This window comes from Pseudomonas sp. GW823-FHT02F05 (assembly GCF_058797315.1).
Genome location: NZ_JBXAJM010000001.1, coordinates 194,360 through 217,200, shown reverse-complemented (window position 1 = coordinate 217,200; position 22,841 = coordinate 194,360). Strand labels below are relative to the sequence as shown.

Genomic DNA, 22,841 nt, shown 5'->3' with positions numbered 1-22,841 from the left:
CTCAGCAGCAGGTGCTGGCCCGTTGTGGTCTGTCGCCCATTGCATTCAGACGCAGTGCGTCATCCTGCAACCATGGCTGGTTGGCTTGCAGAGTGGTGTCCAGCACCTGAGTAACCCAGGCGGGCAGTGCCGGATTGATGCGGTAGTAGATCCATTGCCCTTGACGTCGGTCCACCAGTAGCCCGCAACTGCGCAATTGCGCGAGATGGCGGGAGATTTTTGGCTGGCTGTCGTCCAAGGCATGGATCAACTCACACACGCAAAGTTCGCCCTCGCGCAGGATCAGTAAGGTCACCCGTGCACGGGTGGCATCGGCCAGGCACTTGAACAGGGTGGGAGGAGAGAAGAGGTCTGACATGGTCAAGGACTTTTCAAGTGGATATATTCGAATATACGTATTTCCATATATAAAGGTCAAATCTTGTTTCAATTGATATGGATCAAATCCCTTTGAAAGCGCCACAACTGTTTGAAATTAAAATGAAACACAAATGTCCTAACGTGCCTGCCCATTGCTGATGAAGGAAGACCCCGCGTGACCCGAGCCACCCGCAACCTGCGCAAGACCCTGGATTCCGTCGCGGAAAATAACGAAACCGCGGCCTTCGACCTGATGCGCGCCGTGGAAAAACTCGGCGATGAAGTGCTGCGCCAGCGCCTGCTCAATACCATCCACCGGCTGAACCAGGATGCGTATGAATTGCGCGAAGCCCGGGATTCGGTGGAGCAGGTTTCGGTAAAGCTCGCCTGAGCAAGATCGTTCAAGACAAGATTTCGTTCGTGCTGGCATGCTTGTCGACTGTCTGTCGATGAGCCGCTTCCATGCCCACTGCATTACCTCATTACGCCTTCACCCGCGGCGCCATCGCCGTCATTCCCTTATCCCTGGCCTGTGCGCCCTGGGGGTTGCTGGCCGGCTCCATGGCCATCGACGCGCAATTTACCCCGCTGCAAGCCCAAGGCTTGTCTGCCATTGTGTTTGCCGGTGCCGCACAACTGGTGGCCATCGGCATGGTCAAGAGCGGTGCCAGCCTGATTTCCATCGTGCTGACCACCTTGCTGCTCACATCCCAGCATCTGCTCTATGGCATGCACATGCGTCCTACGCTGTCTTCGCTCAACACCCGTTGGCGCATGAGCCTGGGGTTCTTGTTGACCGATGAATTCTTTGCCCTGGTCAACCACTACGACCGCGAGACCTTCAATCGCTGGTACGCCTTGGGCGTCGGCCTGACGTTTTACCTGATCTGGAACCTCTTCACCCTCGCCGGCATTGTGCTGGGCAAAAGCATTCCCGGCCTTGATCAATTGGGGCTGGAGTTCTCGATTGCCGCGACCTTTATTGCCTTGATCACCCCCGTGGTGCGCGAAGTGCCCACGGTGGTATGCGTTGCCGTGGCACTGCTGAGCTCGGTCTGGTTGAGTTATCTGCACTGGGAGTCGGCGGTGGTGGTCTCGGGTGTGTTGGGGATGAGCGCGGGGTTTGCCTGTAAACGGCTGGGAGTGGGGCAACGATGATTTACCTGATGATTGTGGCCATGGGCCTGGTGGTGTTCTTCAACCGTTACCTGTTTATCGAGCCGCGCTTGCCAGTACGGCTCAATCGCGGTGCGCGTGAATTTCTGGGCTTCGCCGTGCCGGGCATGCTCACCGCGATCTGCGGGCCGATTATTTTCCTGGCTGACCATCGGCTCAACCTGAGCCCGAGCAACCCTTATCTGCTGGCCGGCATCTGCGCCGTGGCGTTGATGTACTGGACGCGCAGCGTGTTGACCACGGTGCTATTGAGCATGGCGCTGTTCTATCTGTTCCGTTGGTGGTTTTGACACCCGGGCAAAAAAAAAGCCCGCGGGGTGGCGGGCAGAAGGGAGACTTCTAAAAAATGAGCCTGGCCACTATAGGCGGCGTGTTTGCCCTTCACAGTGAAACAAAGTTCATGGGCGCGTCAGTTGGCAGACGCACAGTGGTAGAGTCACGGTTTTTCCAAGGAAGCAATGGCATGCACAAAGTGGTAATGGGCGCATTGATACTGGCGGCACTGACCGGTTGCGCCGGTTCGAAGATGAAGGAAGCGCGCGCAGGCAGCCCCTACAAGACCCTGGCATCAGACAAGGCCACTCTGGTCGTTGCCCAGTGCATCCAGTTCGGCTGGCAGGATGAAAGCGTGTTCGGCGTCGATGCTGGCGGCTTCAAGGAAGCGACCGAGGCGGGTGGTTTTACGGTGTATACCACCGGTGGCGATTACTTTGTCGATGTACTCAGCACCGGCGCGGGTTCTACGGTCAACTACTATGCAGCACAGGACAATATGCCGGCCAAACGTCGCCTGGCAGCACTGGCCACTTGTCTGTAAGTCGGTTGCCTTAGCCATATTCCGAAATGCCTGGCGGGACAGCCGCTGGGCATTGGCCTATGATTCACTTGCTCGTTCGACGTGATGGCTCTTTACCGGTACACGGATGTCGAGGCTTAAACGTCGAACGAGCTCCTCCACCCCAACCTCACCGGGGCATGAAACCCAAGTGCCAGCGTCGCGGAATCAACAGTGTCGCCACCCCCAAGGCCGCAGCCAACGCACCACTGACCCACAATGCGCGCAGGCCCATCTGCTGTTCCAGCAGTGCACCGATCACAGCGCCAATGAACATCCCGCCCCACGGAATCAATTGCACGCGCCAGCCATTGCGGCGCTCCCCCAATAACCAACGGCCGAGCCCGCGACCAAAGCGTGACAGCGCTCCGGTGACGTAGGTCAGCCCCACCGGCAGCCCGTTCACTTCCTCGACGGCCGCGTTGAGCATGCCCATGGCAATGATAGCTGCGAGCAACGCGGGCAAGGTGTCGGTCGATGGCCACAACGCCGCAGCGCAGAGCAAGGCGCCGATGCACAGTAATAAGGGCAACGCATGGCGCTTGCTGAAACGGCTGACCAGCACGCCCAAGGCATTGCCGACCACGAAGGTGGTGACCAGCAATACCAGGCGCCCGGTGAGCCCCAGGTCGCCCGCACTGATGGCCACCGCCAGGCGCGTGGTGTTACCACTCATGAACGAGACGAAATCGCCGCTGGCCATAAAACCGATCGCATCGGTCATGCCCGCCAGCACCGACAGGCAGGCCACCAGCATCAAGCCCACGCGCCCGCGCCAGCGCTGACGACGGGCGAGCGTGGCATTGGTGTAAGGCTTGCGGGACGAAGGCAGCATGGGGCTGGTTTCCTCGGTGAGATTATCCGGCCACTACCGTAGGGCGCTTTGCCTGTCCGCGCAATGACCTCAGACACGCTCCAGTTGCCAGCCGGTGGCGTGCCACGTCAGATGGTGAGTCGGCTCGATCGCCTGCAAGAATGCCTCGTCGTGTGATACGGCCAGCAGCGCGCCGGTAAACCCCTTCAAAGCCTGCTCAAACGCTAGCACTGACTCCAGGTCCAGGTGATTGGTGGGTTCATCCAACAACAGTAATTGCGCCGGTGTATCACGCCACAAGGCCAGGGCCATCGCGGCTTTCAAGCGCTCGCCGCCGCTGAGTTGCCCTGCCGGCTGCGTAACCCGCAGCGCGTCCAGCTGCAAAAACGCCAGACGTGTGCGCAGTTCGGCTTCGGCCAGCGGCGTGTCGAGCAGGTTGAGTTGCTCGACAAGGCTGCGCCGGTCGTCCAGCAGCGCCAGGTGCTGATCAATGTACGCACTGGGCACCGCTACGCTGCACTTGCCACTGACCGCCTGCCAGTGGCCGGCCAGCAGTTTGAGCAAGGTCGATTTGCCGCAACCGTTCGGCCCACGCACGGCAACGCGAGCCGGACCTGTCAGGTTTAGCGTCAGGTAGCTGACGGGCGCCAGGGGATCGAGCCAGGGCAATTGCGCCTGCTCCAGCACCAGTACCTGGCGGCCATTGGGGACCGTCGAGCCTGATAATGCGAGCAGTGTGGGCGTCTCATCCGCCACGCGCTCGTAAGCCTGGCGCACCTGGGCGTCGAGTTGGTTTTTGCACGCATGATGGGCGCTACGCACGCTGCTGACGATCTCCTTTGCTGCGCTTTTCCAGCGCGCCTTGGTAAAACGGTCGACGTTGGCGGTCTCGGCCTGTTTACGTGCGCGTGCGGCATGGCGCTGCAGGTCGTCGTGGTCTTTTTGCAGACGCCGACGCTCACGGCTGCGGGCCAGACGCGCCTGTTCCCACGCAGCAATCGCGGCCTGCTGGTGAGTATCGCGTTGCTGGCGATAGGCGTCGTAGTTGCCGCCGTAGACCTGAATGCCAAGGGGCGAAAGCTCAATGATGCGACCCATGACGTTGAGCAACTGTCGATCATGGCTGACCACCACCAGGCCACCTCGCCAATCGCGCAACACACGCAACAGCCAATCGCGCCCGGCAGCATCAAGGTGGTTACTGGGCTCATCCAGAATCAGCAACTGCGGCGCAGCCAACAACGCCCCGATCAGCGCGACCCTGGCGAGTTGGCCACCGCTGAGTTGATCGGCCGGGGTACTGGCACTGAGGGTCTGCAAACCCGCTGCATCCAGTGCCTGGCGCAGGCGCTCGGCGAGGTCCCAGCGATCGTCGATCAGTTCCAGGTCACCGAGGCGTGCATCGCCCTGGGCCATACGTGCAAGGGCAGCCAAGGCTGCGGCAGTTGCGGTGATATCGGCGATGGTTTGCCCTGGTTGAGCCGTGATGGCCTGGGGCACATAGGCAACGTGGGCCGGTTTTTTCAACGTGCCGGAGGAGGGCAGCAGCACGCCGGCCATCAACTTGGCCAGGATACTTTTGCCCCGTCCATTGCGCCCGACGATACCGGTAGGCGTTTGATCAATGGACAGGTTCACGTCGGCCAGCAAGGTTTCGCCATTGGCGAACTGGAAAGACAGGTGTTGCAGGGAAACAAGAGCGGGCAGCCGTTTGACGTCAGTCATCAGCACCTCCAAAAAAATGTCGAACAGGCCAACAAGCGCGCCAGCGGCTCGTTGCAGATACATTTTGGAAGGCTTAGATGTTCACGTCGGCGGTCATCCCGTGAGTCAGAAGGGAGGCAGAGCCTAACCCACCTTAACTTTGTGCGGCAAGTCTTCGGCCAGTTTTTCCAGGAACATCGCCAGCGCGACTTCTTCGGCTTTCAAGCCTTTGCGCACCCGCGGCTTGGGCAACTTCGACAATTCGCCGAGGCTGAAATGCTCGAGCACCGCCGGGTGGATATAGCACTTGCGGCACACCGCCGGCGTATTGCCCAACTGCCGGGAGACATCCTTGACCATCGCCACCACATGCCGCTTGGCGTCGGATTCGGGCTGCCACGCCAACTCGCGCAACACCGCCAGCGCCATTGCTGTACCAGCCCAGGTGCGGTAGTCCTTGGCGGTAAAGTCTTCGCCGGTCAGGCTGTGCAGGTAGTCGTTGACATCCTGGGAGCTGACGGTATGCCGCTCACCGTCTTCGTCCAGGTACTGGAACAGGTTTTGCCCTGGCAATTCCATGCAACGCTTGACCACCCGGGCCAGGCGCCGATCCTTGACGCTGACTTGGTGCTCCACGCCACTCTTGCCACGAAACTGGAACTGGATCTCACTGCCCTTGATGTCCACATGGCGGTTGCGCAAGGTGGTCAGCCCGTAGGATTTGTTTTCACGGGCATATTGGGTATTGCCGACGCGGATCAGCGTGGCGTCCAGCAACATCACCACCGTGGCCAACACCTTTTCGCGGGTAAACCCCGGCTCGGCGATTTGAGCTTCGAGCTGTTTGCGCAATTTGGGCAACGCGGCGCCAAAAGCCTGCAAGCGCGAGTACTTGTCGCTGTCGCGCACCTCGCGCCAGCGTGGGTGGTAACGGTATTGCTTGCGGCCACGGGCGTCGCGGCCGGTGGCTTGCAGGTGGCCGCGAGGGTCGGCACAGATCCACACGTCGGTGTAGGCGGGCGGCACCGCCAAGGCGTTCAGGCGTTTTATTTCGTCCGCGTCGGTAATGCGCTCGCCCTTGGCGTTCAGATACTGGAACTTGCCTCGCACTTTTTTACGGCGGATGCCGGGCTGGGTGTCATCCACATAATGCAGGTCGCGGGGCAGGTCGGCGGGTAGCGAAGAGTCAGGCATGGGGCGGGTTCCTTGGCAACAAATCAGGCCGGTATGTCTGATTGACCGCAGCACCCTGCGGTCGTGCCAAATGGTTAAGCCAGCACCGCCACCGCCTTGATTTGCGCCCACAGTGTCTGGCCCGGATGCAGTTGCAACTGGTCGTGTGAGAAGCGCGTGATGCGTGCCAGCAAGGGCGTGCCGCCGGCGTCGAGGCGCACCAGCACGTGGGCGCTGTTGTCCGCGCCAATAGTCTGGGTGACGGTCACCGGTAAGCGGTTGAGGATGCTGCTGTGTTCCTGGGCCTGCAGGCTCAGGCTTACATCCCGTGCCTGGACCTTGACCCGCAGCGGGTTGCCCACCGCCAGCGGGACATGGGCCACGCGCATCTGCAACGGGCAATCGGGTAACTGCAGAGTGAGCAACTGATAGTGCGCGTCGTAGGCAACGACGCTGCCGGCGATCACCACGCCGGCATCGTCGCCCAGCGCCAAGGGCAGGTCGAGGCGCGCCAGGGTCTCGCCGATCGGGCCGCTGGCCAGGGCCTTGCCGTCGCTGAGCAAGACAATATGGTCGGCCAGTCGCGCCACTTCGTCCTGGGCATGGCTGACGTACAGCACCGGGATATCCAGCTCGTCGTGCAGGCGTTCCAGGTAAGGCAATATCTCGCTTTTGCGCTGGCTGTCCAGCGCCGCCAGCGGTTCATCCATCAACAACAACTTGGGGCTGGTGAGCAAGGCGCGGGCGATGCCGATGCGTTGGCGCTCGCCGCCGGACAAGTGTTGCGGGTGACGCTCAAGCAAGTGCCCGATGCCCAACAGTTCGGTGGCCTGGGCCAAGTCCACGCGCTGTTGCGGGCGCGGAATACGTTTGAGGCCGAACTCCAGATTGGCGCGCACCGACAGGTGCGCAAACAGGCTCGCCTCCTGGAACACATAGCCCAGGGCGCGTTTATGCGGCGGTACAAACAGCCCTTTGCTGCTGTCTTGCCAGACCTCGCCGTTGACTTGTACAAAACCGTGTTCGGCGCGTTCCAATCCGGCGATGCAGCGCAGGCACGTGGTCTTGCCGGAGCCAGAATGCCCGTACAGCGCGCTCACGCCACGGCCGGGCAATTGCAGGTCAACATCCAGTGTGAAGGCGCAATACTTCAGGTGCAGGCGTATATCCATCATCGCGATCAGCTCCAGCCCATCTTGGTTTTACGGCTGGAATAGAGCGCCAGCAACACGAGGAAGGCGAACACCACCATGGCGCCGGCCAGCCAATGGGCCTGGGCATATTCCATGGCTTCGACGTGGTCGTAGATCTGCACTGAGACGACACGGGTCTTGTCCGGGATATTGCCGCCGATCATCAGCACCACGCCGAACTCACCGACAGTGTGGGCAAAGCCGAGGATCGAGGCGGTGATAAACCCAGGGCGTGCCAGCGGCAGGATCACCGTGAAAAACGTGTCCCACGGGTTGGCGCGCAAGGTCGCGGCCACTTCCAGCGGGCGCGTGCCGATGGCAGAAAACGCGTTCTGCAACGGCTGCACTACGAAGGGCATGGAGTAGATCACCGAGCCAATCACCAGCCCGGCGAAACTGAAGGTGAGGGTGCCCAGGCCCAGCCATTGGGTGAACTGGCCGACGTACCCGTTGGGCCCCATGGCCAACAGCAAGTAAAAGCCGATGACCGTTGGCGGCAACACCAACGGCAGTGCGACCACTGCGCCGATGGGGCCGCGCCACTTGGAACGGGTGCGTGACAGCCACAGGGCGATCGGTGTGCCGATGATCAATAGGATCAGGGTGGTCAGTGAGGCCAGTTTGAGGGTTAACCAGATCGCAGAAAAGTCAGCACTCGACAGGGGCATTTACAGCTCGTAACCGTAGGATTTGATAACGGCAGCCGCTTTCGGGCCTTTGAGGTAGTCCACCAGTGCCTTGGCGGCGGCGCTGTCCTTGCCCTTATTGAGGATTACGGCGTCCTGTTTGATCGGGTCATGCAGGGAGGCCGGAACAACCCACGCCGAACCGCCGGTGACTTTGCCGTCCTTGTAGATCTGCGACAAGGCCACAAAACCCAGCTCGGCGTTGCCGGTGGAAACAAACTGATAAGCCTGGGTGATGTTCTGGCCCTCGACGAGCTTGTCCTTGACCTTGTCGCTCAAGCCTTCCCTGGCCAGCAATTGGGTGGCGGCCAGGCCGTAGGGCGCTGTTTTGGGGTTGGCGATGGACAAGTGCTTGAATTGGTTTTTCTTCAGCACATCACCCTTGGCGTCCACATAGCCTTCTTTGGCCGACCACAGCGCCAGGGTGCCGACCGCGTAGGTGAAGCGTGAACCCTTGACGGTAGCGCCTTCGCTTTCGAGTTTTTGCGGGGTGGTGTCATCGGCGCTGAGGAACACCTCAAATGGCGCGCCGTTCTTGATCTGAGTGTAGAACTGCCCGGTGGCACCGTAAGCCGCGACCAGTTTATGGCCGGTGTCTTTCTCGAAGTCGGCGGCAATCGCCTGGATCGGGGCGGTGAAGTTGGCGGCCACGGCCACCTGCACTTCATCGGCATGGGCCGTACCCAAGGCAAAGGCGGCAAGCAGGGGGGCCAGGCGCGAAACGCGGGTCATCATGAAGCAACTCCTTGAAGGTGTACGGCAGGTTGTAGGTAAAGAGGCTTACCGCTATGTATGGGAATATATAGCGGTAGGCTATTGCCGGTACAGCATCAAGTTGCTGCGCAGGTCAGTCGCGGGTGAATCGGGTTATCGCGTGCTCGGCCAGTTCGCGGGTCAGGTCATAGGTGGACAGGTCTTTGCCCAGCCTCAGGGCCTGGCCTGCCCACAGGTTACTGAAACCGGCTTCATCCTTGGCCTTGAGCGGCATTAATGCGCCTCCGGCTTTGGGGAATGCCGGCGCCGCCGGGTTGATTGCGCCGAGTTCACGCATTACGCGGTTGACGATGCCCCGCGCCGGGCGGCCGGTAAACAGGTTGGTCAGCGCGGTTTCGCTAGCCTGGGCATGGCGCAGCGCGTGGTGATGGGAAGCGCTTACAGTGGCTTCGGGAGTGAACAGGTAGGCCGTGCCGACCTGCACGGCCGAAGCGCCGAGTGCAAAGGCGGCGACGATGCCGCGCGCATCGCCGATTCCGCCCGCAGCAATCACCGGCACGCTGACCGCGTCGACAATCTGCGGTAGCAGCGCCATCAAGCCGATCTGGCTGTTGAGGTCATCGCTGAGAAACAGGCCACGATGCCCACCAGCTTCGATGCCCATGGCGATAATCGCGTCGCAGCCGTGCTGTTCCAGCCACACGGCTTCCTCGACAGTGGTGGCCGATGACAGCACCTTGGCACCGGTGGCTTTTACCCGGTCCAGCAAAGACTTCTCTGGCAGGCCAAAATGAAAGCTCACCACTTCTGGCCGAAACGCTTCCACTACCTGGCAGGCTGCGTCATTGAACGGCGCGCGGTTGGACACCGGGGTTGGCGCATCGAAGTCGGCGCCCAGCTCATAGTAGTAAGGTTGCAGCAAGGCCTTCCAAGCCTGGTCCCGCGCGTCATCGGCATCGGGGGGTTGATGGCAGAAGAAGTTGATGTTCAGCGGCGCATGACTGGCCTGGCGAATGAGAGCCAAGGCATCGCGCAGTTGCTCCAGGCTCAGCGCCGCCGCAGGCATCGAGCCCAGGGCGCCGGCCTGCTGGGCGGCGATGACCATGGCGGTGGTCGTCGCGCCAGCCATCGGCGCCTGGATAATCGGCACCTCAATGCCCAACAGGTCAAGAATGCGGGTGTCTGGCCAGGTGCTCATGGGGTGCTTCTCCAGCGTTAGTAGGGCTTTTCGCTGTTTTAGCAGGGCAATCAGCACCCGGCCAGTCTGTTTTATTCACTGGACGGAAGCGGCGTTTTGTGGCGCTGGGTTTCGCGCTCGAGTAACTGGCGCTTGCGCTCTACGCCCCAGCGGTAGCCCGACAGCTCGCCACTGCTGCGCACCACGCGATGACAGGGAATCGCCACCGCCAGGTGGTTGGCACCGCAAGCCTGGGCCACGGCGCGAAAGGAGGAAGGTGCACCGATACGCTCGGCAATCTGCGCATAGCTGGCGGTGCTGCCCGCAGGGATTTCGCGCAACGCCTGCCACACCCGCTCCTGAAAGGCCGTGCCGCGCAGGTCCAAGGGCAAATCCAGGCCCACGGCAGGGGCCTCGACAAAGCCGACGACGTGGGCCACCAGTTGTTCGAAACCCTGATCCGCGCCGATCAACTCAGCCTTGGGAAACTGGTCTTGCAGGTCGCGCACCAGTTTGTCCGGATCATCACCCAATAAAATCGCACACACGCCACGTTGGCTTTGCGCCACCAGAATCGCCCCCAGCGAGCACTGGCCAACGGCAAAGCGGATGGTGTTATTGGCGCCGCCGCCTTTGTAGTCTCCAGGTCTCATGCCGAGCACTTGGTCGGCGGCTTCATAAAAGCGGCTATTGGAATTAAAGCCCGCGTCATACAGGGTGTCCGTCACCGAATGCTGGCCCTTGAGGCCGTCGCGCACTCTGCGCGAACGCAGGGCGCTGGCGTAACCCTTGGGGGTCAACCCGGTGTTGGCTTTGAATACGCGGTGGAAGTGAAAGGGACTCAGCCCGGCGCATCGGGCCAGCACATCCAGGCTAGGCGGAGTTTCGGCCTGCTCGATTTGCCGGCAGGCCTCGGCCACCAGTTGCCCATGGTGAGCGGCCAACTGGGTCTGGTCGCCGGCAGCGCGTTTACTGGGACGATAACCGGCGGCTTCGGCCTGCGCCGGCGTGTCGAAAAACTCGACATTCTCCGGGCGCGGCAAACGCGAAGCGCTGCTGGGGCGGCAATACACGCCGGTGGTTTTCACGCCGTAGACAAACAAGGCGTCGGCCTTGGCATCACGGGCAATAATGGCAGCCCAGCGCGGATCGTGTTCGTTGTTCATGGCCTGCACTCTTGACGGTTCAGGAGCAGATTAAGCCTGCCGCTCGCAATCGACACTCCGAAGCTTGCGGTCAAATTAACCGGCGGTGCGAAAGGTCAGGTTGATGCGCTGCGGGCCCATGACCGGATGCACGCCGTCCTTGATCGGCATCACGCCATGAAAGCGCAGGCGATCCACGCCGCCCCACACCACCACATCACCATGAAACAGCGAGACCTTTTGGGTGTTGTCGCTGCGCGCATGCCCACCGAACAGGAAAATCGCCGGCAGCCCCAGGGACACCGAGACCACGGGCGCGCTGTAGTTGCGCTCGTTCTTGTCCTGGTGCAGGGACATCTTCGCCCCCGGTACGTAACGGTTGATCAGGCAGGCATCGGGTTGAAAACCGCCAAAGCCGGCCTCGGTAGCCGCAGCCACCGCCAGTTGGCGCAATGTGTCGGGCATGACGGGCCAAGGTTGCTGGCTGCGCGGGTCGAGTGGGCTGTAGCGATAGCCATGGGCGTCGGTGGTCCAGCCCAGCTCGCCGCAACTGCTCAGCGCCGCAGACATGGTAAAGCCGCCGGGGGTGACCATCTGCCGAAACGGTGATTGAGCCAGGACACGCCGCAGTTCAGGCAATAACCGCTCGATCCAGGGCAGGGCATAGCCCCTTAGTACATAGGACTCTTCGCCAATTTGCTCGCGCCCGGCAGGCTGTTGCAGGGCCTCGTCGGCAAACAAATCGGCGGTAGGGCCAGGCATGGCTTACAGCGCCTTGCTCACGTTGATGTCGGTGATTTCGTCGCTGGCATCATGAATTTTTGCCAAGGCTTGCTTGGCTTCTTCGATGCTGTTGTTTTGCAACTGGGCAAATTCAAAGCGGCGTTCGCCGTTGAGCTTGTACTTGATGACGTATTTGGTTGTGGTGGTCACAGCTTTTTTCCTGTCAGGTGTTCAGGTCAGCTCAGCTTGCTGCTGGTACGACGAACGATACGGATCTTGTGGGACAACGCAGGTTTGCGGGTCACGCTGATGGCGCGACGGGTCACCACATCCAGGGTGATGTTCCAGAACCCGGTGCTGGGCGCGGTGATCTTGGCCGGGAATTTATCAAATGCGCCGCCGTGGTAGGTATGGCGGCCGCCATTTTTGAAGCTGCGAAAGTTCGCATCGCTCATCAGGCGAATATTGCAGGTCTGCGAGCATTCGATGACGACAATGTCTCCCTCGTTGAGGTGCTCACGCTGGTGGATGAATTTCATGGGGGTGTCTCCAGAAGGGCTTTTTCTGAAAAATCAGAACGATACGTAGGTTAAGATGGAGTTTATCAGCCCCAGCGCGTTTATTATCGGGCCGTCGTCGACGACTTCGACAATTTAAAACAGTTATTTACCGAGTTATCACAGATAAATCCTACGTTGGTGGGAGAAAATTACCATCCCCGCTGTCGTAGGGTCTTTATCGGAGGTTTTTGTATGAAGTGGAGTGTGTTGGTGCTGGCCTTGGCAATAGGTGGGTGTGCTTCGGTTGCAGATATCAAGCAGACCCCGCCAACATTGGTGGTCATCTCAGGGAAGAAACCGCAGGAATATGCGGCGTGTGTGGTACGCAAATTGGAGGCGACCCGTCGGCCGCCGCAGATCGAACCCCATAAAGACGGCATTCAGGTGATCGTGCCGCAGAAGTTTTCGGCAGACCCGTCGGCGATCTTTGAAATCGAAGACCGCTCCAGCGGTAGCAGCATCAAGCTTTATGAAAGCATGTCCAATGTGCCGATCCGCCCGGGCGACGTGAAGAAGGCTGGGGAAGAATGCATTTCCGGTTGAGCTCCAGACTCATCCCTCACACCCGATAAAAAAAGCCCTTACCCTGCAGGGACGGTATGCATCCGTTAAACTGTCGGGCATTCACTATAAAGATGCCGCTCAAACCCGGGGTTTGAGCGGCATTTGTTTTTCTGGAAAGCCGGTTATGAAACGAGAACACGTCAAAGCCCGCCATGCCGAAGGGCAGATCTCGGCCACCCATGTCATCCAGAACCCCGCCGATCTGGGCGAGTGGATCGTATTTTTCAAGAAGAGCGGCGGGCGCAGCTACTTCCTGGTGGACGAACAGGATGAGGTCGAATCATTTGCTCGCCTGGATGACTTGATCGAAATCCTGCGGGGCCTGGGGATCAAGTTCGCTGAAGTGCACTTGTAGCAACGTTACTTGCAGACCACCACCACGCTGCGGCCTTTGAAGTTGCCCACGTCCTGGCCCAGGGTCTTGTCGCTTTCCTTGAGTGCCGGCGTGCCATTGGTGCCGACGATGCGGTAACCGGTGCCCGCGCAGGAGGCGTCCGCCTTCTCGTAGCAACTGGCCCATGAATTGGCCTCGCCCGAGCAGTCGATGGTCAGGCCTTGCTCGCCATTTTTCAGCAGGGTGTCGGAGGCGGTGGTGCAGCCGGCGAGTGCCAGTACCGCGGTCAGTGCCAGGATTTTTTTCATAGAGGGGGTCGTCATCGAGGGTATTGGAAGGGCGCGCTGACACTGTCGTGGCGTTGTTGAAGATTATAGCGAACTGCCATCTAGGTACAGACAAACAAAAAAGCCCCGTTTAACGGGGCTTTCAAAGCAGTGCAAAGAGGCTTACTTGGTTTTCGGCCGCTTGCTCGATGCATGGCCTGCCTCATCCACAAACACTTCGGCGACGGCGATCGCCATGCTTTCGGACTCGAATACGCCGGCAACGCTGTCACCGTGAAAATTGATCAAGTGCCAGCCGTCTGCTCGCTTAGTGATCAGGTAGCCGTTTACACCTTTTGGTTCTGACATCTGTTGGCAATCTCGTGGTCTTGGTTCAAGGCGCCCATGATAGCGCCAAATGCCGGGGCAGGGCGCAAGTTGTTGCGGGTCAGTGCCAGGGGTGCAAAAGCGTGCTAAAACCATTGCAGCCCTTTCAAACAAGGGGTCGACGCGAGTTCTGACCAACCGTTGGTGACACCCATTGCAGGATCAGCGGAACTTACGCCGACATTTTTTCTCTATGATGACATCGCAACGCCAGCAGGACCCCATTGTAAGGTGACTGCGGCCTGATTAGACTGCGCCGAATTCCGTACGCACAGCCCTTTGTAAGGACTCATATGATCAAGAAATGCTTGTTCCCAGCAGCCGGTTACGGCACTCGCTTCTTGCCAGCGACCAAAGCCATGCCCAAAGAAATGCTGCCAGTGGTGAACAAGCCACTGATTCAGTACGGTGTGGAAGAGGCTCTGGATGCCGGTTTGAACGAGATCTCCATCGTCACTGGTCGTGGCAAGCGCGCGCTGGAAGACCACTTCGACATCAGCTATGAGCTGGAAAACCAGATCAAGGGCACCGACAAGGAAAAATACCTGGTCGGTATCCGCAAGTTGCTCGACGAGTGCTCGTTCTCCTACACCCGTCAGACTCAGATGAAAGGTCTCGGCCACGCCATCCTTACCGGTCGCCCGCTGATTGGTGACGAACCCTTCGCCGTGGTCCTGGCGGACGACTTGTGCGTCAACCTGGAAGGCGACGGTGTGCTGACCCAGATGGTCAAGCTCTACCAGAAATACCGTTGCACCATCGTTGCGGTGATGGAAGTCAACCCAACCGAAACCAATAAGTACGGTGTTATCGCCGGTGACGATATTGGCGATGGCCTGATCCGCGTACGCGACATGGTCGAGAAACCAGCGCCGGAAGACGCGCCATCGAACCTGGCGATCATCGGTCGTTACATCCTCACGCCGGACATCTTCAAGCTGATCGAAGAAACCGAGCCAGGCAAGGGTGGCGAGATCCAGATCACCGACGCTCTGCTCAAGCAAGCCAAAGACGGCTGCGTGATTGCCTACAAGTTCAAGGGCCAGCGTTTCGACTGCGGCGGCGCTGAGGGCTACATCGAAGCGACCAACTTCTGCTACGAGCATTTCTACAAGACGGGCAAGGCTTACTGATCCACGCTTGCCGGCACGTTTTAAGCGAAAGCCACCTTCGGGTGGCTTTTTCGTTTTTCAGCCCCATGTAAGTCGGTATGCTGGTGTACTGCCGAGGAGAGTGAAATGGCCTACGATTTTGACCTGTATGTAATTGGCGCCGGTTCCGGCGGTGTTCGCGCGGCGCGCTTTGCCGCGGGCTTTGGCGCCAAGGTGGCTGTGGCCGAGAGCCGCTACCTGGGCGGCACCTGTGTGAACGTCGGCTGCGTGCCAAAGAAGCTGTTGGTGTACGGCGCGCATTTTGCCGAAGATTTTGAACAGGCCAGCGGCTTTGGCTGGTCCCTGGGCGAGGCGAACTTTGATTGGGCGACCCTGATCGCCAATAAGGATCGTGAGATCAACCGCCTCAACGGTATCTATCGCAACCTGTTGGTCAACAGCGGCGTGACCCTGCATGAAGGACATGCACGCCTGGTCGATGCCCATCAGGTGGAGATCAACGGTGAGCGTTTCACTGCCAGGCACATCCTGATCGCCACCGGCGGCTGGCCGCAGATCCCTGAGATTCCAGGGCGCGAGCACGCCATTGGCTCGAACGAGGCGTTCTTCCTTAAAGAGCTGCCCAAGCGCGTGCTGGTAGTGGGTGGTGGTTATATCGCCGTTGAGTTCGCGGGCATCTTCCACGGCTTGGGCGCGCAAACCTCATTGCTGTATCGCGGTGACTTGTTCTTGCGCGGCTTTGACGGTTCGGTGCGCAAACACCTGCAAGAAGAGCTGACCAAGCGTGGCCTGGACTTGCAGTTCAATGCCGACATTGAGCGCATCGACAAACAGGCCGACGGCAGCCTCAAGGCCACTTTGAAGGATGGCCGCGTGCTGGAAGCCGATTGCGTGTTCTACGCCACTGGCCGCCGTCCAATGCTGGATAACCTGGGCCTGGAAAATACCGGGGTCAAACTGGACGGGCGCGGTTTCGTCGCGGTGGATGATCTCTATCAGACCGCCGAGCCGTCGATCCTGGCGATTGGCGATGTGATTGGTCGTGTGCAGCTGACGCCGGTGGCCCTGGCTGAAGGCATGGCCGTGGCGCGGCGGTTGTTCAAGCCCGAGCAATACCGCCCGGTGGATTACGCCAATATCGCGACGGCGGTATTCAGCCTGCCGAATATCGGCACAGTCGGCCTGACAGAAGAGGATGCACGCAAAAATGGCCACAACGTGCAGATCTTTGAAAGCCGGTTCCGGCCGATGAAGCTGACCCTGACCGATTGCCAGGAAAAGACCTTGATGAAGCTGGTGGTCGACGCCGACACCGACAAAGTACTGGGTTGCCACATGGTCGGCCCGGATGCGGGTGAGATCGTGCAAGGGCTGGCGATCGCGCTCAAGGCGGGCGCGACCAAGCAGCATTTCGATGAAACTATCGGCGTGCATCCTACGGCGGCGGAAGAATTCGTCACCATGCGCACGCCTGTAGCGGACTGATCAGGTTGGCTCTGCTGCCTCTGGCGCCGTTGCAACGACGGTCGCCAAGCGCAGGGCTTCGATGCTTGCCTGGGCCTTGATCAGGTCCAGCTCAAGCGCCTTGTTGTGCTGCTGATACTCCAGCAGTGACGCTTGGCGCGATTGGCTGTCCAGCACGGCAACCCGTAGGCGCTCCTGGAGCAGGGTGCGCTCGCTGTCGATCTGGCTGAGCTGCTCCTTGAGTTTCAGCTGTAGCCCCTGGTCCTGGCGAGCTTGCTCCTGCAGCGTATTCAATTCCTTGGTTGTCACTCGCTGCTCACTCAGCAGGCGCTCGTTGTCGCGATGCAGTTGGGTGATTTCGTCCTGGCGCACCAGAGCGCTTTGCTGTGCCTGACGCAATTCGGCCTGTACCTGTTGCAACTGGCCCTCATGGCGACGCTGTTCCTGTTCACGCTGCTCCTTGATGGCAGTGCGGTAATGCTCAAGCGCATCGCGGGCGTGCAGGTGTTTTTCTTCCAGTGAGCGAATCTGCTCGTCTTTGTCGTTGAGCCTTAGCTCGTAGTCGCTGCACGCCTGGCTCAGCCCGGCGTTACGGGTTTGCTCGGTCTGCAGGCTGGTGCTGGCGGTTTGCAGCGCCGCGCTTTCTTCAGCGAGGGCAGCGGCCTGGATATCAAATTGCTGTTTGAGCTGGGTGTGCGCTTCTTCCAGGGTTTCTACCTGGGCGAGCAGGGCGGCTTTTTGTTGCTCGAATTGCGCCAGGGCCAGGTCGATCGGCTCTTGGGCCTTCTCTTTCAGGCGTTGGGACAGGCGTGCAACTAGCTCGCCCAGCTCATCATCAATCGGTGCTTGGGTGATGGTCTGGCGCGTCTCGCTTTCGTCCAGCTCTTTCAAATAGCGATGAATGGTGGTTTTCGAGCCGGTATTGCCCATTTCGATACGCACCGCATCGATGCTGGGGTTTTCGCCACGGGCGAGGATCGCCAGGCGTGCCGTTTGCACTACTGCTTTGTTTATGCCGCCGCGAGCCATGGGGTCTCCGTCGATTTAGTACTGTGGTACATAGTATGTATATACATACTATATCATGATTGAAATCTGGTTGAAATTCATGATTTAACAGATGGGATATTGGCGTATTATCCCGTGTCATAAGCATTTTCATCAGCCATCCACCCCTTCAGCAGTACGAAAACACGCCTATGAGCGACCTCGACCGATATCTCAACGCCGCCACTCGCGACAACACGCGCCGCAGCTACCGCGCGGCGATCGAGCATTTCGAAGTCAGTTGGGGAGGGTTCCTGCCGGCCACCAGCGAGAGTGTGGCGCGCTACCTCGTGGCGCATGCCGGGGTATTGGCAGTCAACACCTTGAAATTGCGGCTCTCGGCCTTGGCGCAATGGCATACCAGCCAAGGGTTTGCCGACCCGACGAAGGCGCCGGTGGTACGCAAGGTGCTCAAGGGCATCCGCGCCGTGCACCCGGCGCGGGAGCGGCAGGCCGAGCCTTTGCAGCTCACGCAGTTGGAGCAAGTAATCGCTGCTTTGGACATTGAAGCCAAACAGGCCAGCGAGCGTCACGACCAGCCGCGCTTGCTGCGGGCCAAGCGCGACGCTGCGCTGATTCTGCTGGGCTTCTGGCGCGGCTTTCGCAGTGATGAGCTGTGCCGATTAAGCATTGAGCACGTGCAAGCCGTGCCAGGCGCAGGCATCAGCCTGTACTTGCCACGCAGCAAAAGTGACCGTGACAACCTCGGCAAAACCTACCAGACCCCAGCGTTGCTGCGGCTGTGCCCGGTGCAGGCTTATAGCGAGTGGCTCAGCGCCTCGGCGTTGGTGCGCGGCCCGGTATTCCGTGGGATTGATCGCTGGGGCAACCTGGGTGAGGAGGGCTTGCACCCCAACAGTGTGATCCCGTTATTGCGCCAGGCCCTTGAGCGCGCAGGCATCCCCGCCGATCAATACACCAGCCACTCCCTGCGTCGGGGTTTCGCCACTTGGGCGCATCGAAGTGGTTGGGATTTGAAGTCGCTGATGAGTTACGTCGGCTGGAACGACATGAAATCTGCGATGCGCTATGTTGAAGCGACGCCGTTTCTAGGCATGACCCTGGCAACACAACCGCTGATTTGAGATTTTTTCTATTAATAGCGTCACCTGATAGAGAAACCCAATCGTCAGCATCAGGTTTGCCAATGAGCCATCGACCGAGAGAGCCGGTAGGATTCACCTCATCAACTTCTTAACCCCTGACGGAGAGTCAACGATGCCTATCATCAACAGCCAAGTAAAACCGTTTAAAGCCACCGCTTTCAAAAACGGCAGCTTCGTCGATGTGACCGACGCTGACCTGAAAGGCAAGTGGTCGGTTGTCTTCTTCTACCCAGCCGATTTCACCTTCGTCTGCCCGACCGAACTGGAAGACCTGGCTGACAACTACGCCGAATTCCAGAAGCTGGGCGTCGAAATCTACAGCGTTTCCACCGACACCCACTTCGCCCACGCTGCCTGGCACAACACTTCGCCAGCCATCGGCAAAATCCAGTACACCATGATCGGCGACCCAACCCTGACCATCTCCCGCAACTTCGACGTACTGATCGAAGAAGCTGGCCTGGCAGACCGCGGCACCTTTGTGATCAACCCAGAAGGTCAGATCAAGATCGTTGAACTGAACGATGGTGGTGTAGGCCGTGACGCTTCCGAGCTGCTGCGCAAGATCAAGGCTGCTCAGTACGTTGCCGCCCACCCGGGTGAAGTGTGCCCAGCCAAGTGGAAAGAAGGCGAGGCCACTCTGGCGCCGTCTCTGGATCTGGTCGGCAAGATCTAAGTCTGTGAACGCGTATCAAGGGCGGGTATCCGCACTTAAGTAAGCTGCATCCGCCCTCAAAACGCCCGGGCGAGATTCGCTCGGGCGTTTTTTTGTCTGCAATAAACCGAATGAACAGGAAATCGCCCGTATGTTGGACGCCAATCTTAAAGCTCAGTTGAAGTCATACCTGGAACGGGTCACCCAGCCGATCGAGATCGTCGCCTCCCTCGACGACGGTGCGAAATCCCAGGAAATGCTTGCTCTTTTGCAGGACGTAACCAGCCTATCCACGCTGATTACTCTGAACACCGATGGCAATGATGCGCGCAAGCCATCGTTTTCCATCAACCGCCCGGGTGCCGAGATCAGCCTGCGTTTCGCCGGTATCCCCATGGGCCATGAATTCACTTCGCTGGTGCTGGCCCTGCTGCAAGTCGGTGGCCACCCGTCGAAGGCCAGTGTCGAAGTGATTGAACAGATCCGCGCCCTCAAAGGCGAGTTCAGCTTCGAGACTTACTTCTCGCTGTCGTGCCAGAACTGCCCGGACGTGGTTCAGGCGCTGAACCTGATGGCCGTGCTGAACCCGAACATCCGCCACGTTGCGATTGATGGCGCGCTGTTCCAGGCTGAAGTCGATGAGCGCCAGATCATGGCGGTCCCGAGTGTCTACTTGAACGGGGTCAACTTTGGCCAAGGCCGTATGGGCCTTGAAGAAATCCTCGCCAAGCTCGACACCAGCGGTATCGAGAAAGCCGCGGAGAAAATCAGCGCCAAGGATGCCTTCGACGTCCTGGTAGTTGGCGGTGGCCCGGCCGGGTCTTCGGCTGCCATCTATGCGGCACGTAAAGGTATTCGTACCGGTGTGGCGGCTGAACGCTTTGGTGGCCAGGTGCTGGACACCATGTCCATCGAGAACTTTATCTCGGTACAGGAAACCGAAGGGCCGAAACTGGCCAGCGCACTGGAAGCCCATGTGCGTCAGTACGACGTGGACATCATGAACCTGCAACGCGCCAGTAGCTTGATTCCGGCAAAAAATGCCGGTGAGCTGCACGAAATTCGCTTCGAAAGCGGTGCGACCCTCAAGTCCAAGACCGTGATCCTGGCCACAGGCGCGCGCTGGAGAGAGATGGGTGTGCCCGGTGAGCAGGAATACAAGGCCAAGGGCGTATGCTTCTGCCCGCATTGCGATGGCCCGCTGTTCAAGGGCAAGCGTGTGGCGGTGATCGGCGGCGGTAACTCCGGCGTAGAAGCGGCCATTGACCTTGCCGGTATCGTCAGCCATGTCACCTTGCTTGAATTCGACAGCAAGCTGCGCGCCGATGCCGTGTTGCAACGCAAGCTCTACAGCCTGCCGAACGTGGATGTGATCACCAGCGCGCTGACCAGTGAAGTCAAAGGCGATGGCCAGAAAGTCACCGGCCTTGCCTACAAGGACCGCGACACTGGTGAGTTCAAGACCATCGACCTGGAAGGCATCTTTGTGCAGATTGGCTTGCTGCCCAACACCGACTGGCTCAAAGGCAGCGTAGAGCTGTCGCCGCGTGGCGAGATCATTGTCGATGCCCGTGGCGAGACTTCACTGCCTGGCGTGTTCGCCGCCGGAGACGTAACGACTGTGCCGTACAAGCAGATCGTGATAGCAGTAGGCGAGGGCGCCAAGGCTTCGTTGAGCGCGTTCGATCACTTGATCCGCGCCTCTGCTCCGGCGTAATCCTGGGCTGCAAATAAAAAACCCCATGAGCGATCATGGGGTTTTTCTCGTTCCCACGCCCGGCGCGGGATTCTCGTTCCCACGCTCCGCATGGGAATGCATCCGGTGACGCTCCCCGTCACGCAGTGCTTATTACATCGGCGCCGGCTGGATGATCTCCACCCAATAAGCATCCGGGTCTTTGATGAACGCGAGGCTCTTCATACGGCCATCCGTCAGGCGTTTCTGGAAGTCGCAACCCAAGGCTTCGAAACGTTCGCACGCCGCGACAATGTCCGGCACCGAGATGCAGATATGACCAAAACCACGCGGGTCGGTGTTGCCGTTGTGGTAGGCAAAGTCGGCATCGTTTTCGGTGCCGTGGTTGTGGGTCAGTTCGAGAATGCCCGGAATCGACTTCATCCACTGAGTGCGCTCGGCCGCGTCGGCCGGGATCTGGGCCTTGTCCACCAGGGCCAGGAAGTACAGGCTGAATTCGGCTTCCGGGAAGTCACGTTTCTCGACCAGGGAGAAACCCAGGATGCGCGTGTAGAAGTCCAGCGACTTGGTGATGTCCTTGACCCGCAACATGGTGTGGTTGAACACAAAGTTCGCCGTGGCGCTGTCGGGTTGGGCAGTGACGCCCGGGAAGGTGTTCAATTCGTGCAGGCTCATGGGCCCTCCAGAAAAAATGTGAGATGAGCGGTCCATTGGCTTGCGGCCTGCGTCCATGCAGGCGGGCCATGATACGCAAGCCGCACCGGGTGCGCCAAATGTAAAAGCGCGCCCAACCCTTGCAGTCAGCGCGTGCCGGGCCGCACACTTTGCCGCTGGAACCTTGGGTGTTTTTGCAATGATCGAGTTTCGTAGGCCACTGTTGAGTGCTGTGTGCGTGTTGTTGGGCAGCCCGTTTGTGCTGGCCGCCGAGCCGGAAGTCCATTGGCCCAGCGGTTGGCAGGTCGAGGAAGTAGTGCCTGACGGCGAGCTCCTTGCCAAACCCCAAGCAGTGTCCCGGCAGCGAGCGATCAAGAATGATGAAAATGGCGCCACGTTGATGGTGATGGAGTTGACCGGAACGCCGATTGAGGCCGGCCATAAAGTTAATCTTCCCGGCGTGTTGCTGGAGATGCGCAAGTCGATCCAGAAAGACTTTGCCCGTGGTGGTTATCAAAGCGTGTGCAGCAAAATGCACCCCACGACATTGAGTCGTCTTGATGCGCTGGAAACTACCTGTGTGATTACCGAGAACGGTCGACACGTATTGTCGCAAACATTAGTCGGTGCGCTGGATGTCGACAAAGCCTATGTTTTTTCATACGCAGGCCAGGCGCAAGCGTACGAGGCGAGCAAGGAGGAAGTCAGTCTGGTGCGCAACAGTCTGAAACTTTGACAGGTTCAAGCTGAGCGAATTTGAACAATACGAACCCTGAGTTAAGTTCGATTCCGAACCGTTAGAGCAAAAAAAGCCCCGCGTATGCGGGGCTATTTTTTAGTACATGTTTCAGCCACGAAGCCAGGAGTCTACAGTGGCGGCGCCGTACTGCTCTTTCCAGGCTTTGAGGCCGCGGTGGTTGCCACCTTTGGTCTCGATCAGCTCGCCGGTGTGCGGGTTGTGGTAAACCTTGACCACCCGTGCGCGGCGCTGTTTTGGCGCCGCGGCGGCCGGTGCGCCGCCTTTGCGTGGCGCTGGATCGAGGATGGCGATCACATCGCGCAGGCTTTTGTCGTATTTGCCCATCAGCGTCTTGAGCTTTTCTTCGAATTCGATTTCTTTCTTCAGGCCAGCGTCGTTCTTCAAGGATTCCAGCTGGGCAAGCTGCTCTTGAAGGGCTTTTTCTGCTGCGCGAAATTCGGCGAGTCTGGACAAAATATATACTCCAATAATGTAGTTGCTGATATCAACTGCAGACAAAGCTATAAGCCAAGAACGTTAAGCCACGTCAACGAAAA

Annotated in this window: 29 protein-coding genes; 12 read left to right on the top strand and 17 right to left on the bottom strand. The window is 59.3% G+C overall.

Annotated features, from left to right (window positions below):
- Window position 1: 1 nt before the first annotated feature.
- Window positions 2-358, bottom strand: coding sequence for a metalloregulator ArsR/SmtB family transcription factor (locus tag AC1RAC_RS00970; protein ID WP_034127507.1), 357 nt, complete (start codon window positions 356-358; stop codon window positions 2-4).
- A 177-nt stretch (window positions 359-535) separates the two neighbouring features.
- Here AC1RAC_RS00970 and AC1RAC_RS00965 point away from each other — a divergent pair, with 177 nt between their 5' ends.
- The 4 genes from AC1RAC_RS00965 to AC1RAC_RS00950 all read left to right on the top strand — a co-directional run bounded on the left by AC1RAC_RS00965 (window position 536) and on the right by AC1RAC_RS00950 (window position 2,353).
- On the top strand, window positions 536-751 hold the full coding sequence (locus tag AC1RAC_RS00965) for a hypothetical protein (protein WP_003191339.1): 216 nt from the start codon (window positions 536-538) through the stop codon (window positions 749-751).
- A 71-nt stretch (window positions 752-822) separates the two neighbouring features.
- Window positions 823-1,518, top strand: coding sequence for an AzlC family ABC transporter permease (locus tag AC1RAC_RS00960; RefSeq protein ID WP_492616015.1), 696 nt, complete (start codon window positions 823-825; stop codon window positions 1,516-1,518).
- A complete protein-coding gene (locus AC1RAC_RS00955) occupies window positions 1,515-1,826 on the top strand; it encodes an AzlD domain-containing protein (protein WP_014718527.1) in 312 nt (103 codons plus the stop codon). The genes AC1RAC_RS00960 and AC1RAC_RS00955 overlap by 4 nt, the downstream gene beginning before the upstream one ends.
- Window positions 1,827-1,999: 173 nt before the next feature.
- Window positions 2,000-2,353: a hypothetical protein gene (locus AC1RAC_RS00950; protein ID WP_054897292.1), complete on the top strand. Its 354-nt coding sequence runs from the start codon at window positions 2,000-2,002 to the stop codon at window positions 2,351-2,353.
- A 148-nt stretch (window positions 2,354-2,501) separates the two neighbouring features.
- On the opposite strand, the gene AC1RAC_RS00945 is transcribed toward AC1RAC_RS00950, so the two are convergent.
- The 11 genes from AC1RAC_RS00945 to AC1RAC_RS00895 form a co-directional block, all read right to left on the bottom strand.
- Complete coding sequence (locus AC1RAC_RS00945; RefSeq protein ID WP_057975835.1) at window positions 2,502-3,206, bottom strand: YoaK family protein; 705 nt, start codon at window positions 3,204-3,206, stop codon at window positions 2,502-2,504.
- A gap of 69 nt (window positions 3,207-3,275) precedes the next feature.
- On the bottom strand, window positions 3,276-4,910 hold the full coding sequence (locus AC1RAC_RS00940) for an ABC-F family ATP-binding cassette domain-containing protein (RefSeq protein ID WP_054897336.1): 1,635 nt from the start codon (window positions 4,908-4,910) through the stop codon (window positions 3,276-3,278).
- A 123-nt stretch (window positions 4,911-5,033) separates the two neighbouring features.
- Entirely contained in the window at window positions 5,034-6,083 is a 1,050-nt protein-coding gene (locus tag AC1RAC_RS00935; RefSeq protein WP_034127504.1) for a DNA topoisomerase IB, read from the bottom strand.
- A gap of 74 nt (window positions 6,084-6,157) precedes the next feature.
- Entirely contained in the window at window positions 6,158-7,237 is a 1,080-nt protein-coding gene (gene modC, locus AC1RAC_RS00930; protein ID WP_492616014.1) for a molybdenum ABC transporter ATP-binding protein, read from the bottom strand.
- Window positions 7,238-7,242: 5 nt separating this feature from the next.
- Window positions 7,243-7,923, bottom strand: coding sequence for a molybdate ABC transporter permease subunit (gene modB / locus AC1RAC_RS00925; protein ID WP_003191329.1), 681 nt, complete (start codon window positions 7,921-7,923; stop codon window positions 7,243-7,245).
- A complete protein-coding gene (gene modA / locus AC1RAC_RS00920) occupies window positions 7,924-8,676 on the bottom strand; it encodes a molybdate ABC transporter substrate-binding protein (RefSeq protein WP_054919080.1) in 753 nt (250 codons plus the stop codon).
- Window positions 8,677-8,788: 112 nt separating this feature from the next.
- A complete protein-coding gene (locus AC1RAC_RS00915; protein ID WP_054919079.1) occupies window positions 8,789-9,853 on the bottom strand; it encodes an NAD(P)H-dependent flavin oxidoreductase in 1,065 nt (354 codons plus the stop codon).
- 71 nt (window positions 9,854-9,924) lie between these two features.
- The gene (gene ada / locus AC1RAC_RS00910) at window positions 9,925-10,998 is read right to left on the bottom strand and encodes a bifunctional DNA-binding transcriptional regulator/O6-methylguanine-DNA methyltransferase Ada (protein WP_054919077.1); all 1,074 of its coding nucleotides are present in this window, start codon (window positions 10,996-10,998) and stop codon (window positions 9,925-9,927) included.
- 75 nt (window positions 10,999-11,073) lie between these two features.
- Window positions 11,074-11,739 (bottom strand): DNA oxidative demethylase AlkB, encoded by a 666-nt coding sequence (gene alkB / locus AC1RAC_RS00905; RefSeq protein WP_492616013.1) that lies wholly within the window; start codon window positions 11,737-11,739, stop codon window positions 11,074-11,076.
- Between the two features lie 3 nt (window positions 11,740-11,742).
- Window positions 11,743-11,910: a hypothetical protein gene (locus AC1RAC_RS00900; RefSeq protein WP_087149541.1), complete on the bottom strand. Its 168-nt coding sequence runs from the start codon at window positions 11,908-11,910 to the stop codon at window positions 11,743-11,745.
- Between the two features lie 26 nt (window positions 11,911-11,936).
- A complete protein-coding gene (locus AC1RAC_RS00895; RefSeq protein WP_003191319.1) occupies window positions 11,937-12,239 on the bottom strand; it encodes a DUF1883 domain-containing protein in 303 nt (100 codons plus the stop codon).
- A gap of 213 nt (window positions 12,240-12,452) precedes the next feature.
- On the opposite strand from AC1RAC_RS00895, the gene AC1RAC_RS00890 reads away from it, so the two are divergent.
- Window positions 12,453-12,803 (top strand): hypothetical protein, encoded by a 351-nt coding sequence (locus AC1RAC_RS00890; RefSeq protein ID WP_003191317.1) that lies wholly within the window; start codon window positions 12,453-12,455, stop codon window positions 12,801-12,803.
- A 145-nt stretch (window positions 12,804-12,948) separates the two neighbouring features.
- Window positions 12,949-13,179 carry a hypothetical protein gene (locus AC1RAC_RS00885; protein WP_034127497.1) on the top strand — a complete coding sequence of 77 codons (231 nt, stop codon included), beginning with the start codon at window positions 12,949-12,951 and terminating at the stop codon, window positions 13,177-13,179.
- 5 nt (window positions 13,180-13,184) lie between these two features.
- Here AC1RAC_RS00885 and AC1RAC_RS00880 read toward each other — a convergent pair whose 3' ends face one another.
- Complete coding sequence (locus AC1RAC_RS00880; protein WP_003191312.1) at window positions 13,185-13,466, bottom strand: hypothetical protein; 282 nt, start codon at window positions 13,464-13,466, stop codon at window positions 13,185-13,187.
- A gap of 141 nt (window positions 13,467-13,607) precedes the next feature.
- Window positions 13,608-13,793 (bottom strand): hypothetical protein, encoded by a 186-nt coding sequence (locus AC1RAC_RS00875; RefSeq protein WP_034127495.1) that lies wholly within the window; start codon window positions 13,791-13,793, stop codon window positions 13,608-13,610.
- A gap of 311 nt (window positions 13,794-14,104) precedes the next feature.
- Between AC1RAC_RS00875 and galU the strand changes: the two genes are divergently transcribed.
- Window positions 14,105-14,944, top strand: a complete 840-nt coding sequence (gene galU, locus AC1RAC_RS00870) for a UTP--glucose-1-phosphate uridylyltransferase GalU (protein WP_003173830.1) — start codon at window positions 14,105-14,107, stop codon at window positions 14,942-14,944.
- 105 nt (window positions 14,945-15,049) lie between these two features.
- Window positions 15,050-16,408, top strand: coding sequence for a glutathione-disulfide reductase (gene gorA / locus AC1RAC_RS00865; RefSeq protein ID WP_492616012.1), 1,359 nt, complete (start codon window positions 15,050-15,052; stop codon window positions 16,406-16,408).
- Here gorA and AC1RAC_RS00860 read toward each other — a convergent pair whose 3' ends face one another.
- Window positions 16,409-17,416: a DNA-binding protein gene (locus tag AC1RAC_RS00860; protein ID WP_492616011.1), complete on the bottom strand. Its 1,008-nt coding sequence runs from the start codon at window positions 17,414-17,416 to the stop codon at window positions 16,409-16,411.
- Between the two features lie 170 nt (window positions 17,417-17,586).
- Here AC1RAC_RS00860 and AC1RAC_RS00855 point away from each other — a divergent pair, with 170 nt between their 5' ends.
- The 3 genes from AC1RAC_RS00855 (at window position 17,587) to ahpF (ending at window position 20,912) form a co-directional block, all read left to right on the top strand.
- On the top strand, window positions 17,587-18,519 hold the full coding sequence (locus AC1RAC_RS00855) for a site-specific integrase (protein ID WP_072446581.1): 933 nt from the start codon (window positions 17,587-17,589) through the stop codon (window positions 18,517-18,519).
- Between the two features lie 133 nt (window positions 18,520-18,652).
- Complete coding sequence (ahpC, locus tag AC1RAC_RS00850; protein WP_003191303.1) at window positions 18,653-19,216, top strand: alkyl hydroperoxide reductase subunit C; 564 nt, start codon at window positions 18,653-18,655, stop codon at window positions 19,214-19,216.
- Between the two features lie 130 nt (window positions 19,217-19,346).
- Complete coding sequence (gene ahpF, locus AC1RAC_RS00845) at window positions 19,347-20,912, top strand: alkyl hydroperoxide reductase subunit F (RefSeq protein ID WP_072446583.1); 1,566 nt, start codon at window positions 19,347-19,349, stop codon at window positions 20,910-20,912.
- A gap of 132 nt (window positions 20,913-21,044) precedes the next feature.
- On the opposite strand, the gene gloA is transcribed toward ahpF, so the two are convergent.
- Entirely contained in the window at window positions 21,045-21,566 is a 522-nt protein-coding gene (gene gloA, locus AC1RAC_RS00840; protein WP_054919070.1) for a lactoylglutathione lyase, read from the bottom strand.
- 178 nt (window positions 21,567-21,744) lie between these two features.
- Here gloA and AC1RAC_RS00835 point away from each other — a divergent pair, with 178 nt between their 5' ends.
- Window positions 21,745-22,281 (top strand): DUF4946 domain-containing protein, encoded by a 537-nt coding sequence (locus AC1RAC_RS00835; RefSeq protein ID WP_054919069.1) that lies wholly within the window; start codon window positions 21,745-21,747, stop codon window positions 22,279-22,281.
- A gap of 111 nt (window positions 22,282-22,392) precedes the next feature.
- Here the strand turns inward: AC1RAC_RS00835 and AC1RAC_RS00830 are convergent, their stop codons facing one another.
- Complete coding sequence (locus tag AC1RAC_RS00830; protein ID WP_014718508.1) at window positions 22,393-22,758, bottom strand: histone-like nucleoid-structuring protein, MvaT/MvaU family; 366 nt, start codon at window positions 22,756-22,758, stop codon at window positions 22,393-22,395.
- Window positions 22,759-22,841: the final 83 nt, after the last annotated feature.

Excerpts from the sequence above, each read along its gene's own strand:
- AC1RAC_RS00970 (WP_034127507.1), bottom strand. The coding sequence starts at position 358 with ATGTCAGACCTCTTCTCTCCTCCCACCCTGTTCAAGTGCCTGGCCGAT.
- AC1RAC_RS00960 (WP_492616015.1), top strand. The coding sequence starts at position 823 with ATGCCCACTGCATTACCTCATTACGCCTTCACCCGCGGCGCCATCGCC.
- AC1RAC_RS00955 (WP_014718527.1), top strand. The coding sequence starts at position 1,515 with ATGATTTACCTGATGATTGTGGCCATGGGCCTGGTGGTGTTCTTCAAC.
- AC1RAC_RS00950 (WP_054897292.1), top strand. The coding sequence starts at position 2,000 with ATGCACAAAGTGGTAATGGGCGCATTGATACTGGCGGCACTGACCGGT.
- AC1RAC_RS00945 (WP_057975835.1), bottom strand. The coding sequence starts at position 3,206 with ATGCTGCCTTCGTCCCGCAAGCCTTACACCAATGCCACGCTCGCCCGT.
- AC1RAC_RS00940 (WP_054897336.1), bottom strand. The coding sequence starts at position 4,910 with ATGACTGACGTCAAACGGCTGCCCGCTCTTGTTTCCCTGCAACACCTG.
- AC1RAC_RS00935 (WP_034127504.1), bottom strand. The coding sequence starts at position 6,083 with ATGCCTGACTCTTCGCTACCCGCCGACCTGCCCCGCGACCTGCATTAT.
- modC (WP_492616014.1), bottom strand. The coding sequence starts at position 7,237 with ATGATGGATATACGCCTGCACCTGAAGTATTGCGCCTTCACACTGGAT.
- modB (WP_003191329.1), bottom strand. The coding sequence starts at position 7,923 with ATGCCCCTGTCGAGTGCTGACTTTTCTGCGATCTGGTTAACCCTCAAA.
- modA (WP_054919080.1), bottom strand. The coding sequence starts at position 8,676 with ATGATGACCCGCGTTTCGCGCCTGGCCCCCCTGCTTGCCGCCTTTGCC.
- AC1RAC_RS00915 (WP_054919079.1), bottom strand. The coding sequence starts at position 9,853 with ATGAGCACCTGGCCAGACACCCGCATTCTTGACCTGTTGGGCATTGAG.
- ada (WP_054919077.1), bottom strand. The coding sequence starts at position 10,998 with ATGAACAACGAACACGATCCGCGCTGGGCTGCCATTATTGCCCGTGAT.
- alkB (WP_492616013.1), bottom strand. The coding sequence starts at position 11,739 with ATGCCTGGCCCTACCGCCGATTTGTTTGCCGACGAGGCCCTGCAACAG.
- AC1RAC_RS00895 (WP_003191319.1), bottom strand. The coding sequence starts at position 12,239 with ATGAAATTCATCCACCAGCGTGAGCACCTCAACGAGGGAGACATTGTC.
- AC1RAC_RS00890 (WP_003191317.1), top strand. The coding sequence starts at position 12,453 with ATGAAGTGGAGTGTGTTGGTGCTGGCCTTGGCAATAGGTGGGTGTGCT.
- AC1RAC_RS00885 (WP_034127497.1), top strand. The coding sequence starts at position 12,949 with ATGAAACGAGAACACGTCAAAGCCCGCCATGCCGAAGGGCAGATCTCG.
- AC1RAC_RS00880 (WP_003191312.1), bottom strand. The coding sequence starts at position 13,466 with ATGAAAAAAATCCTGGCACTGACCGCGGTACTGGCACTCGCCGGCTGC.
- AC1RAC_RS00875 (WP_034127495.1), bottom strand. The coding sequence starts at position 13,793 with ATGTCAGAACCAAAAGGTGTAAACGGCTACCTGATCACTAAGCGAGCA.
- galU (WP_003173830.1), top strand. The coding sequence starts at position 14,105 with ATGATCAAGAAATGCTTGTTCCCAGCAGCCGGTTACGGCACTCGCTTC.
- gorA (WP_492616012.1), top strand. The coding sequence starts at position 15,050 with ATGGCCTACGATTTTGACCTGTATGTAATTGGCGCCGGTTCCGGCGGT.
- AC1RAC_RS00860 (WP_492616011.1), bottom strand. The coding sequence starts at position 17,416 with ATGGCTCGCGGCGGCATAAACAAAGCAGTAGTGCAAACGGCACGCCTG.
- AC1RAC_RS00855 (WP_072446581.1), top strand. The coding sequence starts at position 17,587 with ATGAGCGACCTCGACCGATATCTCAACGCCGCCACTCGCGACAACACG.
- ahpC (WP_003191303.1), top strand. The coding sequence starts at position 18,653 with ATGCCTATCATCAACAGCCAAGTAAAACCGTTTAAAGCCACCGCTTTC.
- ahpF (WP_072446583.1), top strand. The coding sequence starts at position 19,347 with ATGTTGGACGCCAATCTTAAAGCTCAGTTGAAGTCATACCTGGAACGG.
- gloA (WP_054919070.1), bottom strand. The coding sequence starts at position 21,566 with ATGAGCCTGCACGAATTGAACACCTTCCCGGGCGTCACTGCCCAACCC.
- AC1RAC_RS00835 (WP_054919069.1), top strand. The coding sequence starts at position 21,745 with ATGATCGAGTTTCGTAGGCCACTGTTGAGTGCTGTGTGCGTGTTGTTG.